Raw genomic sequence first — 16,643 nt, 5'->3', positions numbered from 1 at the left:
GTTGTCAACAAGAGCATGCAATGATACTTATTCTCACTCTCAAATCGAGCACTGTTACACAAGTTAAATAAATGTTAATTAAGAACCTTCTTGCTCATAAGCTGTCGATTTTCCTCTAAACGAGGACAATCTGCACAAAGCTTTCTGCCTTCACACTTATAGACTAAACAACAACTTTTTCTTACTAACTTTAGCGGCTGATCAGATTCCGTCTCATGAAGTGAGCGACTATTATCAACATCCAAACCCATTGCGCTTAGCCACAAGACCGCATGCTCCTGAAGTGTCGAGTTAGTCATTTGCGGAAAGCGCTGTTGGAGACGAATTAAACAAGCCATGATTCCGTCCGACATCAATTGATGGGTGAAGCCAGGACGAATGCGTGTCCATTGACTCATCTCTTGTTGATAGAAGTCGAACAGTTCTCGGATTTGACGCCCCGCCTCTTTTATCAACGCTTCTGGCTCGCCATGTATATGCGCTTCGTCGGCGAATCGGTACCCAGAAACAAAACAAGGTTTGAGGTGCTGCGCTATCTCGCGAATGTTTGGCAACATGTGGTAACCGTAAATAGAGATGAATGCGACATAAACTGGCTGCCAACAAAGTAAATCCCACGTTCTTGTCAACCAATATGCTTTTCCCGCTTCCGGATGAGCCTCCGAGATTTGCTGGTAAAGGACTTGGATGATCGGGTTGATATCATTCTCTATATGGATAGCTTCTTGCCCTATCTCGCCGATATCACCGTGTAGGTAAGGTGTAATCTCACTCGAAGTTTGAAACAGTTGCGGGAAAAATTGCTCAGACATGGTGGCTTATTGTTGGTGTAGTCATTCTGACACCTTTATACCCAAGCCCCAATCGCAATGCAAACTATTATCCTTTGCGTTTTCATAACAAAGAAGCACTCTTAGGGTTAGTTATGACTGTATTTCCGAGTTCTGTGAAGCTGTAAGGTCTGGTTACGTATGCGATGAATAGCAACAAACTCTTAAACCTCTTCGCATTTAACGCTCACATGATCGCAAAAATACACAGCATAAAAACACCCTGATAAAACTGTGTTAACAGTTTCCCTGTGTAGCGTGAGTTATTGCCAATAATTGAATATTGCTGTTTCTTATCCAGCGGATTGTGAACAACATGAAGTATTTTCTTTCTGAATATCGAGACAATACAAAGAGGTAATTTGGCTATGTAGCCCTCTGTTTTGAATAAGGAAATCCACATGTTGTATCTTGAGTTTCTATTTTTGCTCGTGATGCTGTATATCGGCTCACGTTATGGTGGTATAGGCCTTGGGGTCGTATCCGGAATTGGCTTGGTGATTGAAGTATTCATCTTTAAGATGCCGCCAACCTCTCCTCCTGTCACCGTCATGTTGATCATTTTAGCGGTGGTAACATGTGCTTCCATTCTTGAAGCCGCTGGCGGTTTGAAATACATGCTGCAAGTTGCCGAGCGTGTGCTTCGTAAGAACCCAAAACGCGTCACCCTTATTGCTCCTTTTGTGACTTACTTTATGACTTTCTTGCTCGGTACAGGTCACGCGGTTTACTCCATTATGCCAATCATTGGCGACGTTGCATTGAAAAACGGCATTCGTCCAGAGCGTCCTATGGCTGCCGCTTCTGTCGCGTCTCAAATCGCAATCACGGCATCACCAATTTCAGCGGCCGTAGTTTACTACTTGGCGCAACTCTCTGATATTCAACACGAGATCACTCTGCTCTCAATTCTGCTCGTTACTGTACCTGCAACCTTATTCGGTACGTTGTTGATGTCACTTTACAGCCTAAAGCGTGGTAAAGAGCTAGACGACGATGAAGAATACCAAGAGCGTTTGAAAGATCCTGTGTGGCGCGAAAAGATCCTCAACACAACTGCGACGTCTCTTGATGAAGTACTACCAACAAGTGCTCGTAACTCTGTATTGCTGTTCATTGCTTCTATCTTGGTTATCGTCGTTATCGCGATGTGGCCAGACATTCGTACCATCGTAGATGGCTCGAAGCCAATCAGCATGGCAGTTGTGATTCAAATGATGATGCTCTGCTTCGGCGGTATCATTTTGCTTGCGACCAAAACTGACCCGCGTGACGTACCAAATGGGGTGGTATTTAAATCTGGTATGGTGGCGGCGATTGCTATCTTCGGTATTGCATGGATGTCAGATACCTACTTCCAGTACGCTATGCCTCAATTTAAATCTGGCATCGTAGAGATGGTAACCAACTATCCTTGGACATTCGCGCTTGCGTTATTCATTGTGTCGGTTGTGGTGAACTCTCAAGCTGCAACGGCTCGCATGATGCTGCCTGTTGGTCTCGGCTTAGGTTTGGAACCTGCGCTGCTTATCGGCTTGATGCCTGCGGTATACGGCTACTTCTTTATTCCAAACTACCCTTCAGATATCGCGACTGTGAACTTCGATACCTCGGGCACAACTAAGATTGGTAAGTGGTACTTCAACCACTCATTCATGTCTGTGGGCTTAATCGGCGTGATTGGTGCGTGTTGCTTGGGTTACTTGCTAGGGCAAATGATCATTCCTTCGTAACTAGCCAAATCAAGGATAAATTAGAGGCGAGTCATTGTACGTTTCGTACAGCCTGAGTGACTCGCCTTTCTTTATTGCACTATTAACTACAGCAAGAAATCGTCATCAATCGCGACAAAATTGTCGGCACAATCAATCAGAGTTTGGGATGTTAGCTTAGGTACACCATAAACGGTCACCGTTTTATTGAAGCGCTGCTGAATTCTCTCTACTAGCAGACTAAAGTCTCCATCTCCCGAAACTAGAATCACTTCCTCAACTTCGGGAGCAATTTCAATTGCATCGAGAGTAATACCCACATCCCAATCGCCTTTCGAGCTGCCATCACGACGCTGGATGTAGGGTTTAAGCATCACCTCAAATCCAACACCACGAAGAATATGGTGGAACTGACGCTGCTTAGGGTCGTTACTCGCAATAGCATAAGCACGAGCACATACCACCTCTTTCCCTTGTGTGGCAACATACCAAAACTGGTTGTAATCAAAGTTGCTTCGATACGCTTCGCGACAGGTGTAATACACATTCTGTACATCAACCAAAATGGCGATTTTTTGTTTGCTTTCCGAACTCATCTATTTCTACGCTCAATTTATTTGCTGCCTACCCTATGCCAGTTTTGGAAAAAGCACAATGAGCCAATTCCACTAAACTTAACGTATAAAAAGTTATTTGGGTTTCTAGGGGAACTGTCATGGGCGGAAAGTTACTAGTGATACTACTTTCTTGTATCTTGTCATCGACAGCATTTGGTTATCCAGCGCACTCCAAATACTGGCCACATAGAAGTGTGCTCTACTTTGCGCCGGAAAATGATGAATACGTCAAACAATTCTTGCTAGAAACACTTATGAATGAGTGTGAGTTGGAAGACAGAGATGTCGTCACACTTGTCATTACAGAACAAGGTTATACCTTTCCTGCTTGGCTTAAAGAAGAGTTCGACTTAAAAATGCTAGCTCGTCTTTATGAGGTCGAAAAAGGTTCTCATACCGCTATTTTGCTTGGTAAAGATGGTCTAGAAAAGCACCGCTGGGGCGCAGAAACAGACTGGCCGTTTATCAACAACCTCATTGATCAAATGCCTATGCGTAAGCAAGAAATGCAGAGGCAACAAAGCCCCTGTAAAATATAGTCACTTCTGAGCAGTATTACTTTGCGAACCAATCCAACTTGTTGTGAAGTTGAGTCACGCTGCCAACCACAATCAATGCTGGGCTCACGGCTTGCTCTGCCATGATCGATAGCTCGTTCAACTTTCCTTGGAACACGCGCTGCTCTGGGCGCGTACCGTTTTCAATAATGGCGCATGACATCTCAGGATCTAACCCATGAGTGATCAGCTTATCCATAATATGGCCGCTTTGCTTCAAACCCATATAGAACACAAGTGTGTTGTTGGATTGCGCTAGTGAATGCCATTCAATCTCACGACCATCTTTTTGTACATGACCTGTGATAAATTGAACGCTTTGTGCATGGTCGCGGTGTGTTAATGGAATACCAGCATAAGCCGTCGCGCCCGCCGCCGCCGTAATACCCGGAACCACTTCGTATTTGATGCCAAATTCGGCTAGCTCTTCTAGCTCTTCACCACCACGGCCAAAGATAAATGAGTCCCCACCTTTTAGGCGCACAACGCGTTTACCCTCTTGCGCTTTCTGCACCAAGATTTGGTTAATTTGATCTTGAGGCACACAGTGAAAGTCCAATTTTTTTCCTACGTAAATCATCTCTGCTGATGCGTGAGCCAATTCAAGAATGTCTTTCGACACTAATCGGTCGTACACCACAACTTCAGCCGCTTGAATGGCTTTTAAGCCTTTTACTGTGAGCAAATCAGGATCACCTGGACCTGCACCAACAAGAGAAACAAAGCCGCTGTTTAAAGATGAGTGAGCAGTAGTCATATCAACGCCTATCGAAAAATTTAGATATAAAGAGTAACACTCGCGTTATGCACTTAGGGCTAAAACCACTCTAAGGAGTTATTACTTTTTATAGCTAAATCAATAAAATATGTCGCGAAAGTGAAAGTTAAAAATTGAAATCTAGTTAGAGAATAGTCCCGCCCATCCAGAAGCGGGACCATATTAAGCGAATTACCCGTTAATGGTTATTTAGCCATTGCAGGTTGCGCTTTTACTTCTTCTTCAGCATTGATAGAAGGCGCAGTTTTAGCGTGAGTTAGGTACAGTGGAATACAAGTCATTACTAGACCACCAACAATGTTACCTAGGATGGTTGGGATAAGGTTGAAGTTCAACCAAGTCGCGATACCAAAATCCGCACCTAGAATCATACCTAGTGGGAATAGGAACATGTTTACTACTGTGTGCTCGAATACTAGAGCGAAGAAGATGAAGATTGGGAACCACATCATTGCTACGCGACCAGATACTGAACGTGCTGTCATGTTGCCGATAACGCCTAGACATACCATTAGGTTACAGAAGATGCCGCGTACGAAACACGTGATCCATCCGTCCATACCCATGTTTTCAAAACCAAGGCTACGCGCGGTAGAAACAGCGACAAATTTCTTCGCTACTGCATTCAGTTCTAGAGAGAAGTTACCTGTTAGAGAGATAGCCACTAGGTAAGCAACGATCAGAGAACCGATAAGGTTACCCAAGCCTACAAGCCCCCAACAACGGAAGATACGACCCCAAGTGATGCCCGGACGGTTAGCAAACTTAGCCAGAGGCGCTAGACCAAAAACACCGGTTACTAGGTCATACCCCATCACACTTAGAATTACGAAACCAACGGGGAAAACAAGTGCTCCTACAAGACCGATACCCGTTTGTACAATCGCGGTAATAGCAACCACCACCGCAAGCGAAAGAATAACGCCAGCCATCGTACCGCGAAGCAGAAGATCTCGCGTGCTTGTATTGGTTTTCGCTTCACCAACATTGATCATGGTTTGCACGAATTCTGCAGGCTTAAAATCAGTAGACATGAATGTGTCCTTATCCAAAATTGAAAGTTAAAAAGTTAAAGATTTAATAGAGAAAGGCTTCCCGTTGACACCTGAACGCTGTCTACAACACCTCGCTTCCCTGTTCCCCTGAGTTGATGCTTGGAAAGCCTTTGTCTATTAAATCTAGGTTTCAGTTCATTCCCTCCCCTAAGAGGAGGGAATGAAAACCAAGCTTACGCAGAGATTTCTACTTCGCCGTTTGTTACGCGGGTTTTGTACGCTTTCACGCTAAAACGCTCGTCTTCCATGCACGCACCTGTTGTCAGGTTAAAGCGCTGCTTCTTAAGTGGGCTTGCCACCCAAAGCTCGCCTTGGTGCTCACAAATCAAACCGCGAGAAAGCACGTTTGATTGGAAGAACGGGTCAGTGTTGCTGATCGCCAGCACTTCTTCTGCTTGTGTTGGGCGGAATACCGCAACTTGCTGACCATCAACCAGTGCACAAACACCCGTGCCCGGTACGATGTCGCTGATTTGGCAAATCTTTTCAAATGACATAATCAACCTTCCCTTATGCTTCAGTGATCGCTACGTGTAGGATATCGCCTTTCGCTTCAGGGTGTTTTTCCGTGAAGGTTGCTGGGCGGTGCTGTTCACGCTCTTGTACAAACACAACGTTGTCATCGCGCTTGTCAGAGTTGATGAAGTGCGCGAAACGAGTCAGTTGTGATTCGTCGTTGATGGTCGCAGTCCACTCACACTCGTACTCGTCTACAAGCTTCGCTACGTCAGCTTCTAGTTGAGCGTTGATGCCAAGCTTGTCGTTAACAATCACTTCGCGTAGGTAGTCAACGCCACCTTCCATGTTTTCCATCCAAACTGATGTGCGTTGTAGTGGCGCAGCAGTACGGATGTAGAACATCATGAAGCGGTCGATGTACTTAATCAGCGTTTCTTTATCTAGGTCACTTGCAAGTAGGTCTGCGTGACGAGGTTTCATACCGCCGTTACCACATACGTACATGTTCCAACCTGCGTCAGTCGCGATGATGCCAAGGTCTTTACCTTGTGCTTCCGCACATTCACGAGTACAGCCAGAAACACCGAACTTCATCTTATGAGGTGTACGAATGCCTTTGTAACGGTTCTCGATGTAAGAACCTAGACCAACAGAGTCTTGAACACCGTAACGACACCAAGTAGAGCCCACACATGTTTTCGCCATACGAAGTGCTTTTGCGTACGCTTGACCTGTTTCGAAGCCAGCATCGATAAGCTTGCGCCAGATCTCTGGAAGATCGTCTTTTTGAGCACCAAACAGACCAATACGTTGAGCGCCGGTTACTTTGGTGTATAGGTTGTATTCCGCAGCAACGTTCGCTAGCGCACCCAGTGCTTGAGGTGTTACTTCACCACCCGCCATACGTGGGATAACAGAGTAAGTTCCGTCTTTTTGGATGTTACCTAGGAAGTTATCGTTCGTGTCGTGCAGCTTAACCAATTGTGGCTTAAGAATGTGCTCACCCCAGCAAGAAGCCAAGATAGAACCAGCCAGTGGTTTACAAACTTCACAGCCGTAACCTTTGCCGTATTTCTCTAGAAGCTCATCAAACGTTTTGATCTCTTCAATGCGGATTAGGTGGAACAACTCTTGGCGTGAGTATGCAAAGTGCTCACACACGTCGTTCTTCACTTCGATACCCGATTTAGCAAGCTCAGCATTTAGAACAGACGTCACTAGAGGAATACAACCACCACAGCCTGTACCTGCGCCAGTCACTGCTTTGATGTCGCCCAATGTGTGGTGACCATCAGCAACCGCTTGTGCGATCTTGCCTTTTGTCACGTCGAAACATGAACAAATCACTGCGCTTTCTGGTAGAGCGTCTGCACCTAGTGCTGGTTTCTCAGCGCCTGCGTGTGCAGGAAGGATCAACGCATCTGGGTGCTCTGGTAGGTCGATTTCGTTCAACATAAGTTGAAGCAGATCGCCGTAGTCAGAGGTGTCACCAACCATAACCGCGCCAAGCAGTTTCTTGTTGTCTTCAGAAACGATAAGACGTTTGTAAACTTCTTGCTCTTCGTTTTGGTAAACGTAACTCTTACAGCCTTCAGTACGACCGTTCGCGTCACCGATAGAGCCTACTTTAACGCCAAGAAGTTTCAGCTTCGCAGACATGTCAGCGCCTTCGAATTTGCTTTCTGTGTTACCTAGTAGGTGATCAACGGCAACTGTCGCCATCTTGTAGCCAGGAGCAACAAGGCCGTAGAACATTTCGTTCCAAGACGCACACTCACCAATCGCGTAGATGTTCTCATCAGAAGTCTGACAATGATCGTTGATAGCAACACCGCCACGAGGTGCCACTTCTAGCTCCATTTGGCGTGCTAGTTTGTCTTGTGGACGAATACCTGCAGAGAATACGATGAAGTCTGTTTCTAGCTCTGAGCCGTCAGCAAAACGCATAACGTTGCGTGCGTTTGTGCCTTCTGGCGCAATCTCAAGCGTGTTTTTGCTAGTGTGAACGTTCACGCCCATACGCTCGATCTTTTGTCGAAGTTGGTTACCACCAGCAAGGTCAAGTTGCTCAGCCATTAGCTTCGGTGCGAACTCAACAACATGCGTTTCTACACCCAGTGCTTTCAATGCGCCTGCTGCTTCAAGACCTAGCAGACCACCACCGACAACAACGCCTGATTTGCTCTTCTTCGCACACGCTTCGATCGCTTTAAGATCTTCGATAGTACGGTAAACAAAACAGTCTTTGCTTTCGTGACCTTTGATAGGTGGAACAAATGGGAACGAGCCAGTAGCAAGAATCAGCTTGTCGTATTGAACTTCACGGCCAGTGCTTGAGTAAACAATGCGGTTTTCACGGTTGATGTTAATCGCGCGTTCGCCGATCAGCATGTTAATACCGTGTTTCTCGTAGAAGCCTTCTTTTACTAAAGAAAGTTCATCTGCAGTATGGTGAGAAAAGTAAGAGGAAAGGTGCACACGGTCGTATGCGACACGAGGTTCTTCACAGAAAACCGTAATGTCTATATTAGACATATCAGCTTTCTCGACTAAGTCTTCAATATAACGGTGCCCTACCATACCGTTACCGATGACTACTAGCTTCAACTTGCTCATTATAATTCCTAAGGGTTAGGTTCTTATCACTGAGCTCATTGTTAGTTGTGAAAGAAAATTAATACATGATGTAAATCAATTACAATTTCAAACTACCCTAAAGGGGTAGATGAACGTATTTATCTGACTATTGCGAAATAAAAAGTAATTTATTAACGGATATTGGTAGTTTTAACAAACTGAGATAACCGAAGCCATGCTAGCAACGGACTATACCGTTTTGCTTTTATGAAGTTAGGCTGACCATCGAAACCGAGCACACCTACGATAAATCCTGTTTTGCTTCTAAACGACGCACTCACTTGACTTCACCGTTTCAAGGTGATCAGAGAACAATATCTGAAGTGATTGAAAGATTTAGAAAAATCAAGCTTCACAACAAAAATTTTTTACTAGCTAAGTTGCACTATAAAGACTAAAATCAGGTTTAGTTCATATGGAATAGCGTCCATATGATTGATACCGTAATTGACATATAGAGTGCCGTCCCATTTTTGTGAGGCGGCCTTTTATTTGGGAGTCATAAAATGTCAGAAAACAATTCTATCTACATCTCAAGCTTAGATATGAACCGAATCACGGCCTTGTTGGATAAAATGCCAAACATCGCAGCGGAGCTTGTGGAATTAGAAGCAGAGCTCGACCGAGCAACAGTTCTTGAGCCAGAACAAATGCCAGATAACGTGGTCACGATGAACTCGACTGTAGAGTTTAAATTTTCAGGTGAAGATAGAACCATGACAAAGACACTGGTTTACCCTTCTGAACTGAAAAGCAGTGATGATATCTCTATTTTTGCGCCCGTAGGCAGCGCACTGATCGGTTTGTCTGTTGGTCAAAAACTTGAATGGCCAATGCCAAATAATCAAGTGAAGACAATTGAAATTGTCGATATCACCTACCAGCCTGAGCGTTGTGGTGCACTAAACCGCTAACCCTCAGTAGTCCCGGTGCAAAGGCCTCCATTTAAGACTTTGCACCAGGAGAGCCCCTCGCTTATCCCCTATTTCCCTCTTTGTTTTTCCAAGCATTTACTTTGCTGCTCTTAAGTAACATCACCGATTCTTTATTATTTACCGCATATTCAATACTTATATCTCCAAGCTCAATCATAGAAATTGCAAAGTATTTTTCGTATATTGTCGCTCCGAAAACGACGTAAATTATGCGCAAAATGGAAGAATATCTAACTCGAATTGCCGTCTTAGAAAAAGAAAATGAAGAGCTGAAGCGGAAAAATGCGCGACTACAAGAAAAGTTGAATGCTGCACTCGACAGTAATGGACTGTGTTTGTGGGAGCAGCATATTCCTTCAGGTACTTTGACGATATTCAATATGCAATGGGGCAAAATGCTAGGTTATCAGCCCCATGAGTTAACCGCGACGGTTGAAACGTGGAAAAACAATCTCCACCCTGAAGATTATGATCTTGCGGTGGGTGCATTTGAAGATCACCTAGCTGGCAAAACCGACCTTTATGAGGTAGTTCATCGCATGATTCATAAAGACGGCAGTGATAGTTGGGTCTACGATCGAGGGCGCATCGTCGAGTATGGTTCTGATGGCGAACCACTGCGCATGATGGGCACTCATATCGATATTACAAAAGAAAAGCGATATGAGCAGCAACTGGCTAAGTTAGCTTCGAGTGATCCATTGACCGGACTATTAAATAGAAAAGCAATTGAGGAAAACTTTAATCATCAACCTCAAACCAAGCCGTCTCAGCAGTCTGCCTTAGTGTTTGTTGATATAGATAATTTTAAAGCAGTTAACGACCAGCTAGGCCATCATACTGGTGATACTCTCCTCATTAATATAGCCAATAGCTTAACAGAGCTTGCGCCAAGCAAGTCTCAAGTCGGACGCATAGGAGGAGATGAGTTTGTCGTTTTAAGCTCTTATTCAAATCAAGAAGAAATATCTCAACTTTGTGATCGACTCTTAAGTTCCATCATTCCTGTGATAAATCAGGACTTAAATAAAGTAACGATTGGAATGAGCATCGGTGTTTGTCTATTTGATAAAGGAAAACAACAGTTTAATGAAGTTTATCAAAAAGCCGATCATGCAATGTATGAGATAAAAAAATGGCAAAAATGGCGTTGCCTATATCCAGATATAATAAGTCTCTTGTTTTTTGAAATTAATATTTCTTTAATTTGACAATTTTCTCTATGGAATTGATAGCATCTTATTTTTAATAAGTAATTTATATATAAAACAAAAGAAATAACAAACAATTAAGAGTGTTGCATACTACACGGTGTAATATTACTACTGTCTTTGTAACTACTTTTGTTGCATACAATATTGTCTCTTATTATTTTTATAAAAACCACCAGTAAAAATTAGTTAAACATTATAATTCATGAACTTATAAAAACCGAAATGCATGGTTGAATTTTAACCACCCCTTCTGCTAATATCTCGCCTCGTGTTTAAAAGTAATAAACACACACAAATATAAAACAAACTTTATAAAACATAATGCACACTTGATAATTACTGGTTCTATTTGGGTAGAGCTCGTTATTTATTTTATTTAAAACATTATGAATTTGTAATTTCATTTAATATCAAAATATTAAGTAGGTATATAAATTGAAGAAGGTCATCCTCCCTCAATTGGGCTTTGTTGCGTCAAATTTACGCTTGCTAGCTCTTGGCTTTGTAACCCTCGTGCCAGCATATTCTTTTTCATCAGAGGCTTATGTTGAGCAAGTGGCTAGTGGTGAACAAAAAACATTAGTTGTACTCGTCAATTTCCAAGAAAACCCTCAAGAGATCCCGATCTCTAAAGAAGACGCCCATCATGTTGTTTTTAATACCGTTAGCGACTTCTATTCGCAAATGTCCCAGGGGCAACTTTGGCTAACTGGTGATGTTGCTGGAACATTCACCTTGCCGATATCAAACCAAATTTGCGATGATGATGCTGTAGCTGCGGAAGCCAACAAAATGGCTGAAACTGCGGGATATCAACTATCAAACTATGACCGTTTTATCTACTTAACAACCAAAACTGGATGTGCATCAGAAGGCTCTGGTAGTCAAGGAGTAACTCCCTCTAGAGCGTCAATAAATGCGGTTTTCGAGCCTCGAGTTATCGCCCATGAATTAGGACATAATTTTGGATTGCATCACGCTTCCGCACTCGACTGTAAAGACGGTACGTTGGCTGGTGATTGCCGTGTCATAGAGTACGGTGATAGCTACGATACGATGGGTAACTACGATATGGGTTACTTTAGCGCCTTCCAACTGGAAAACTTAGGGTGGCAGACCTCCCCTGCTCAAATCATTTCTAGTGATGGTGTTTACTCTATTGATGCCTATGAAGACTTTGAAAGTACTTCATCAAAAGTTTTAAAAATCCCAAGAGGTACCGATCCAATTACAGGCCAGCGCCAATGGTTTTATGTTGAATATCGACAAGCTCTTGGCTACGACAGCTTTTTACGTGACCGTTCGTACATCGTATACCGCCAAGATGTGACAGAAGGTGTGGTTGTGCGCCTAGCGACAGACGGTGATCTTAAAAGTAGCCGCTTGCTACACATGAAGCCTGACTCCACTTTCAAACAATTATTTGGGAGTAATGACTGGGAAGACCCCGCTCTTCCAATCGGTGGAACATTCACCGATCCAAAAACAGGCGTGTCGATTACTTTGGAAAGTGCTAATGGTCAAAACGCACAGGTCAGTGTCATATTTGGTGGTGAATCAGGGCAATGCGTTGCGACATCGCCTCTACTCTCTCTAACCCCACTTTCAGGTTCTGATGCTAATGCCGGAGAAACATTAGCGTATAATCTAAAAGTGACGAACCAGAACAATACAGAATGTGCAGACGCGACCTATACAACAGCTTTAAGCGTTCCTGACGGATGGAATTATGACGCAAGTGCCTTGACGGTTCCTTCGGGCATGAGTGCAGAAACGACGGTCATGGTTACGTCAAACAGCGATGCTCAACCGAACTCTTACAGCATAGCCGTTGACGTTATAGATGCTGAAAATGAACAATCAGCCAAAACCGAGCTACCTTACACAGTGTTATCTGAGTCAACGTCACCACTTGAAGCGGTGAATGATAGCGTAACGATCAGTGATAAATCCGTCGTTCGCATCCAACAGTTAAATAATGACTCATTTGAACAATCGACTTCTCTTGCAATTACGGTCGCTAAGCCAAACAAAGGCAGCGCCCGTGTACTGAGCGATGGCTCCATTGAATACATACCTTCGAAGAAGTTTAAGAATAATGATTCATTCACTTATACGATCAGTGACGGTCAATCTTCTTCAACCGCGACGATTAGCATCACCTTACAATCGAGTTCTGGTGGGAATGGTGGTGGAAACGGTAAAGGGAAACCGAACTAAATCACGCAATTCAATATGAAAAAGCCTGGAGAATACTCCAGGCTTTTTATTCACAAGACGTCAATTAGTTGCTTGGTGCAGGACAAATGTCACAGTCTGCAGAAGCTGTATTCGTCGCTTGAGTATTATCGATTTTCAAGAAACCAACCGCTGTCACAGTATCACGGAAAGATTGTGTTTCTGCATTGCTAAATGCCGTTGGGATATAGCTACCAGTATAAGACTGACATTGATCCGAAGCGAGTTCGATATTATCTACCACTTTCACGTCATCAGAAGTATCCTCAGGCGTACCTGAGTCATCCACAACAGAAACATTCACTAAAGTAAGTCCAGGCGTTGTGTTACATACCATTCCCGAGAAGCTCACTTCTGCAATGATACCGTTTTCAGTAAGTTTGAAGCCGCTTTCACATGATTTCGTTACACTAATCATTGGAGACAAGCTCAATGACTCACATGGATCACTTGCTGTATCAGTAATGGTCGCTTGACCACCCGGAGTCGCAGCTGCTGTGACTCTTACTGTATTAGTTAGACCGTTATTTGTACTTTCAAAACTGCCGCTGTATGAAGCACTGTCACCTGAAGCAATGGCACCTAAGCTATGTGTAGTACCTGCTTCTAAATCCTCTACAACAACATCGTATAGCGTACCAACACCATCATTAATCACGTCGCCGCTGTATGAGTAAACGTAACCATCTTCTGTTTCATTCACGACCGCTTGATTACATGTTTTAGTGATATCAACACTACACAACTCAAAGTCACCAACCACAAAGTCTTTCAACTGAGCGGTAATACTGCTTGATGCTCTTGTTTCGGCTGCAAATGAGCTAAAACAGGTGTCTGTTTGTAGAAGTTCAGTAAGGTTTACACCACCTTCAAAGAAGGTTTCTGGAGGGAAGACATTTTCGACACCACTTTTTGGCGTATACGCCCATGGTGCAGGTGAGTCAGTTGTATTGGTTGAAGCACACACATCTTGCGCGCCCGGTGAACACAGTGCATTTGTCTTAACTTTCAAACGTAAGTTTGTCGCAGCACACTGACCATCTTGTGGATTATTGTTATCAGCTTTCGCACAAGTTGTGTCCCATTCAAGAACCAAAATTTCTGGCCCCTCATTTGCCCCTTGCAAATAATTCACCTGAATCAAAAGGTCGCCAGCAATATGTTGACCAGTGAATGTACCGTCTGGGTTTGTACTGACTGAGTCTTGATAAAACCAAAAACCTAAGAAGGCATCACCGCTGTTACCAAAGCGGTCTGCACCAAAGGTGAGTACAAGGTCATTATTAATGTTGTATGCCGCTGCATACGCATGAAGAATATCCCCTTTATCAAGTACCGTCCCAGTCTTCCAACCGAGTTCTGGTATGTCTTTGATGTCTTTATTACCACCAGTAAAGATTGTATCCGGTGTTGCCGTGTCATTCTCAAAGCTAAATACTAATGCTCCACCACTGTTTGGCGGCGTTGACCAGTCATCTGGAGCTCCCACTCCAGAGTCATCTATCGCATTAGCATTTGCTTCTAACTCAAATACGCCATCTGTTGGTGTTGCAAATGCAGAGCTACCTATTAGCAAACTTGTAAATATTGCATAAAGAAAGCTCTTCATCGTATGCCAGATACCTGACTTACAAGAATTCATAACCTACTCCTTAGAACGCTTCTAAAGCTAGACGAAGGTCCCTATGTCATTAATTGCCTTTTAAGAAAGTGTGAAAGCGAGATACAACTTTCGTTTCGGCTTGTATAACGCATAGAGCATGCCACTACTTAAGGTTATGATTTTATTAAACTAAATATTTTCAACAGCGAAGAGAATGAACAGAGTGTTCAATTTTAAAGAAAGAGAAAGAAAACAAAAGAGACAAAAAACCTACGATAACAAAGATATATACGTGTTCTAGGATAATGTTACAGATTGACACTTTATTGTTTACACCTGTGACAGGTGCACAAAAACGACGGTATTGAAACTGTCCACTATGAATATGAAATAGACGCTTACTCACCTGCTCCAACTAATGTGAAGGTGATGTGTAACACCTGTTTGCATAGTGTTACATCCTTTACACATCTAATTGAATACTCATTTAACTAAAACATATTCAGTAGTTTAGCGAATAAGTTTTAGCCCAACCATTTATGAAAATATAAACAAACTGTTCACCCCTCTGTACAAAAATAAAAAATAACCAACAAATACAAAAAGTTAAATATGGAACACTCTATGCTAGTCAACCGACGCAGTTTAACTCTGTGAGAAAACTATCACGTATGTGGGCTCAAGGACGTAGCGAGCCCACTTACACAAGGAGGTTTTATGAAAACCATATTTAACTCTTGGTGGGGCAATAAGAGTTACCGTTGTTCCACTTTATGTAGCCAGAATATACTTACAGCGATCAATATCAGCAGCATGTTTAAGCTGTTTACTTGGGTCATAGCGGTTAGCTTAGTGCTGAGCTCTCAAATTGTTTACGCATCCGCTGGCGACCCTTCAAGCCGAGGCGTGCAACCAATATTTGTTGAAGGGAATAACACCTGTCAACAATTACTTCCAGGGATCGATGGTTTGATAGAATACAAGCTTGAGCCAGTTACAGACGGCACTTTCGGTGATGGCATGCTTGAAGTGGTTATTGATCAACAACCTGGGGCAAAAACCTTCAGTTGGGATCAAGGTGATAGCCCTGTGATTATGCAAGCTATCTTTGTTAAAGGTGGTCCTGACGGAAACCTTTATAACTACTTCACAGATGGATTATTGTATCAAGATGATGCCTTGCTGCATTCACCTGTAGGGAAAAATGGTAGATACTATGGCTTAAGTCATATTTCATTCTGTTACACACCAGGCGTACCAGACATTAAAATCACTAAAACTTGTACATTTGGTGATGTTGTCAATGGTAACACTTTGAAATACAACTATAAACTCACTGTAGAAAACACCGGTGACTTTGCATTGTATGATGTTGTGGCAACAGACACTACAGCCGTTGACAACGATATGGCTGCTGGTGACCATGTGTTCAATTTAGCGATGCTCGCCGTTGGACAAACGCAAGAGTTTAATGGTTCGTTTATTATTGACCAAAACGGTATCACTAACTATGCAGAAGTAAGCGCAGCACTTGAAACTGGTGGTGGTGTAGCGGTTTCTGACAACGCAGATTGGGAATGCCCAAGCCAAAACATCCCTGGTTCATTGTCTCTAGAGAAAGACTGTAGTGTCGTCGTCGTGAATCGATTTGAAGATACTGGTATTAATGAATACGGTCTTCAAGTCAATTACAGTGGTAGTGTATGTAATACCTCCGATGTCACCATTGACGGCATTGTCGTAATCGACAACAAAGACTCGAATCCAATCCAGGTTGGTATGCTTGCGCCTGCTGAGTGTTACGACTTTACTGGTAACTACGAGCCAATCCCAGGAGATGGTGAAGGCCTTCCATTACCGGGGGAAGAAGTCAGAGCGTTTACAGATACTGTGGATGCGAGTGGTGAAACTATCTTCGGTAATGTTGTCGTAGAAGCGATAACAGCGTCTGCAGAATGTACGCTATGTCCAACTTGTCCAGAGCCTGTTAACTGCCCTGAATAAGGTC

The 16,643-nt window shown here is 43.3% G+C and carries 12 protein-coding genes and 1 pseudogene; 6 read left to right on the top strand and 7 right to left on the bottom strand.

All coding sequences use genetic code 11. From position 1 onward, the window contains the following. Positions 1-74 precede the first annotated feature (74 nt). Positions 75-812, bottom strand: coding sequence for a siderophore ferric iron reductase (locus tag R7Q47_RS05180; protein ID WP_318088674.1), 738 nt, complete (start codon positions 810-812; stop codon positions 75-77). Positions 813-1,231: 419 nt separating this feature from the next. Here R7Q47_RS05180 and R7Q47_RS05175 point away from each other — a divergent pair, with 419 nt between their 5' ends. Then, entirely contained in the window at positions 1,232-2,563 is a 1,332-nt protein-coding gene (locus tag R7Q47_RS05175; RefSeq protein WP_005376060.1) for an anaerobic C4-dicarboxylate transporter, read from the top strand. An 86-nt stretch (positions 2,564-2,649) separates the two neighbouring features. Here the strand turns inward: R7Q47_RS05175 and R7Q47_RS05170 are convergent, their stop codons facing one another. Beyond that, positions 2,650-3,138 (bottom strand): NYN domain-containing protein, encoded by a 489-nt coding sequence (locus R7Q47_RS05170; protein WP_017634650.1) that lies wholly within the window; start codon positions 3,136-3,138, stop codon positions 2,650-2,652. Positions 3,139-3,257: 119 nt separating this feature from the next. Between R7Q47_RS05170 and R7Q47_RS05165 the strand changes: the two genes are divergently transcribed. Further along, positions 3,258-3,698 (top strand): DUF4174 domain-containing protein, encoded by a 441-nt coding sequence (locus tag R7Q47_RS05165; RefSeq protein WP_005376058.1) that lies wholly within the window; start codon positions 3,258-3,260, stop codon positions 3,696-3,698. A gap of 16 nt (positions 3,699-3,714) precedes the next feature. On the opposite strand, the gene cobA is transcribed toward R7Q47_RS05165, so the two are convergent. From cobA to nirB, 4 genes are all read right to left on the bottom strand, one after another. Then, entirely contained in the window at positions 3,715-4,473 is a 759-nt protein-coding gene (gene cobA / locus R7Q47_RS05160) for a uroporphyrinogen-III C-methyltransferase (RefSeq protein ID WP_017634651.1), read from the bottom strand. Positions 4,474-4,679: 206 nt separating this feature from the next. Further along, positions 4,680-5,528, bottom strand: coding sequence for a formate/nitrite transporter family protein (locus R7Q47_RS05155; RefSeq protein ID WP_005387971.1), 849 nt, complete (start codon positions 5,526-5,528; stop codon positions 4,680-4,682). 194 nt (positions 5,529-5,722) lie between these two features. Further along, on the bottom strand, positions 5,723-6,046 hold the full coding sequence (nirD, locus tag R7Q47_RS05150) for a nitrite reductase small subunit NirD (RefSeq protein ID WP_005387969.1): 324 nt from the start codon (positions 6,044-6,046) through the stop codon (positions 5,723-5,725). 13 nt (positions 6,047-6,059) lie between these two features. Beyond that, on the bottom strand, positions 6,060-8,624 hold the full coding sequence (nirB, locus tag R7Q47_RS05145) for a nitrite reductase large subunit NirB (RefSeq protein ID WP_054575425.1): 2,565 nt from the start codon (positions 8,622-8,624) through the stop codon (positions 6,060-6,062). A 527-nt stretch (positions 8,625-9,151) separates the two neighbouring features. Here nirB and rnk point away from each other — a divergent pair. From rnk to R7Q47_RS05130, 3 genes and pseudogenes are all read left to right on the top strand, one after another. Further along, entirely contained in the window at positions 9,152-9,559 is a 408-nt protein-coding gene (gene rnk, locus R7Q47_RS05140) for a nucleoside diphosphate kinase regulator (protein ID WP_005376048.1), read from the top strand. Positions 9,560-9,798: 239 nt separating this feature from the next. Further along, a pseudogene (locus R7Q47_RS05135) lies at positions 9,799-10,750 on the top strand (diguanylate cyclase domain-containing protein). Positions 10,751-11,229: 479 nt separating this feature from the next. Then, the gene (locus tag R7Q47_RS05130) at positions 11,230-13,014 is read left to right on the top strand and encodes an Ig-like domain-containing protein (RefSeq protein WP_213962427.1); all 1,785 of its coding nucleotides are present in this window, start codon (positions 11,230-11,232) and stop codon (positions 13,012-13,014) included. A gap of 64 nt (positions 13,015-13,078) precedes the next feature. Here the strand turns inward: R7Q47_RS05130 and R7Q47_RS05125 are convergent, their stop codons facing one another. Beyond that, positions 13,079-14,674: a DUF11 domain-containing protein gene (locus R7Q47_RS05125; RefSeq protein WP_151515535.1), complete on the bottom strand. Its 1,596-nt coding sequence runs from the start codon at positions 14,672-14,674 to the stop codon at positions 13,079-13,081. A 678-nt stretch (positions 14,675-15,352) separates the two neighbouring features. Between R7Q47_RS05125 and R7Q47_RS05120 the strand changes: the two genes are divergently transcribed. After that, positions 15,353-16,639 (top strand): hypothetical protein, encoded by a 1,287-nt coding sequence (locus R7Q47_RS05120; protein ID WP_151515534.1) that lies wholly within the window; start codon positions 15,353-15,355, stop codon positions 16,637-16,639. Positions 16,640-16,643: the final 4 nt, after the last annotated feature.

The sequence above is a fragment of the Vibrio sp. Vb0349 genome (assembly GCF_033338975.1).
This window is presented reverse-complemented; position numbering and strand designations above follow the sequence as displayed.

Bases quoted from the DNA above. Each gene is read 5' to 3' on its own strand.
- R7Q47_RS05125 (WP_151515535.1), bottom strand. From the start codon at position 14,674: ATGAATTCTTGTAAGTCAGGTATCTGGCATACGATGAAGAGCTTTCTT.
- R7Q47_RS05175 (WP_005376060.1), top strand. From the start codon at position 1,232: ATGTTGTATCTTGAGTTTCTATTTTTGCTCGTGATGCTGTATATCGGC.
- R7Q47_RS05120 (WP_151515534.1), top strand. From the start codon at position 15,353: ATGAAAACCATATTTAACTCTTGGTGGGGCAATAAGAGTTACCGTTGT.
- cobA (WP_017634651.1), bottom strand. From the start codon at position 4,473: ATGACTACTGCTCACTCATCTTTAAACAGCGGCTTTGTTTCTCTTGTT.
- R7Q47_RS05165 (WP_005376058.1), top strand. From the start codon at position 3,258: ATGGGCGGAAAGTTACTAGTGATACTACTTTCTTGTATCTTGTCATCG.
- R7Q47_RS05170 (WP_017634650.1), bottom strand. From the start codon at position 3,138: ATGAGTTCGGAAAGCAAACAAAAAATCGCCATTTTGGTTGATGTACAG.
- rnk (WP_005376048.1), top strand. From the start codon at position 9,152: ATGTCAGAAAACAATTCTATCTACATCTCAAGCTTAGATATGAACCGA.
- R7Q47_RS05155 (WP_005387971.1), bottom strand. From the start codon at position 5,528: ATGTCTACTGATTTTAAGCCTGCAGAATTCGTGCAAACCATGATCAAT.
- nirB (WP_054575425.1), bottom strand. From the start codon at position 8,624: ATGAGCAAGTTGAAGCTAGTAGTCATCGGTAACGGTATGGTAGGGCAC.
- R7Q47_RS05180 (WP_318088674.1), bottom strand. From the start codon at position 812: ATGTCTGAGCAATTTTTCCCGCAACTGTTTCAAACTTCGAGTGAGATT.
- nirD (WP_005387969.1), bottom strand. From the start codon at position 6,046: ATGTCATTTGAAAAGATTTGCCAAATCAGCGACATCGTACCGGGCACG.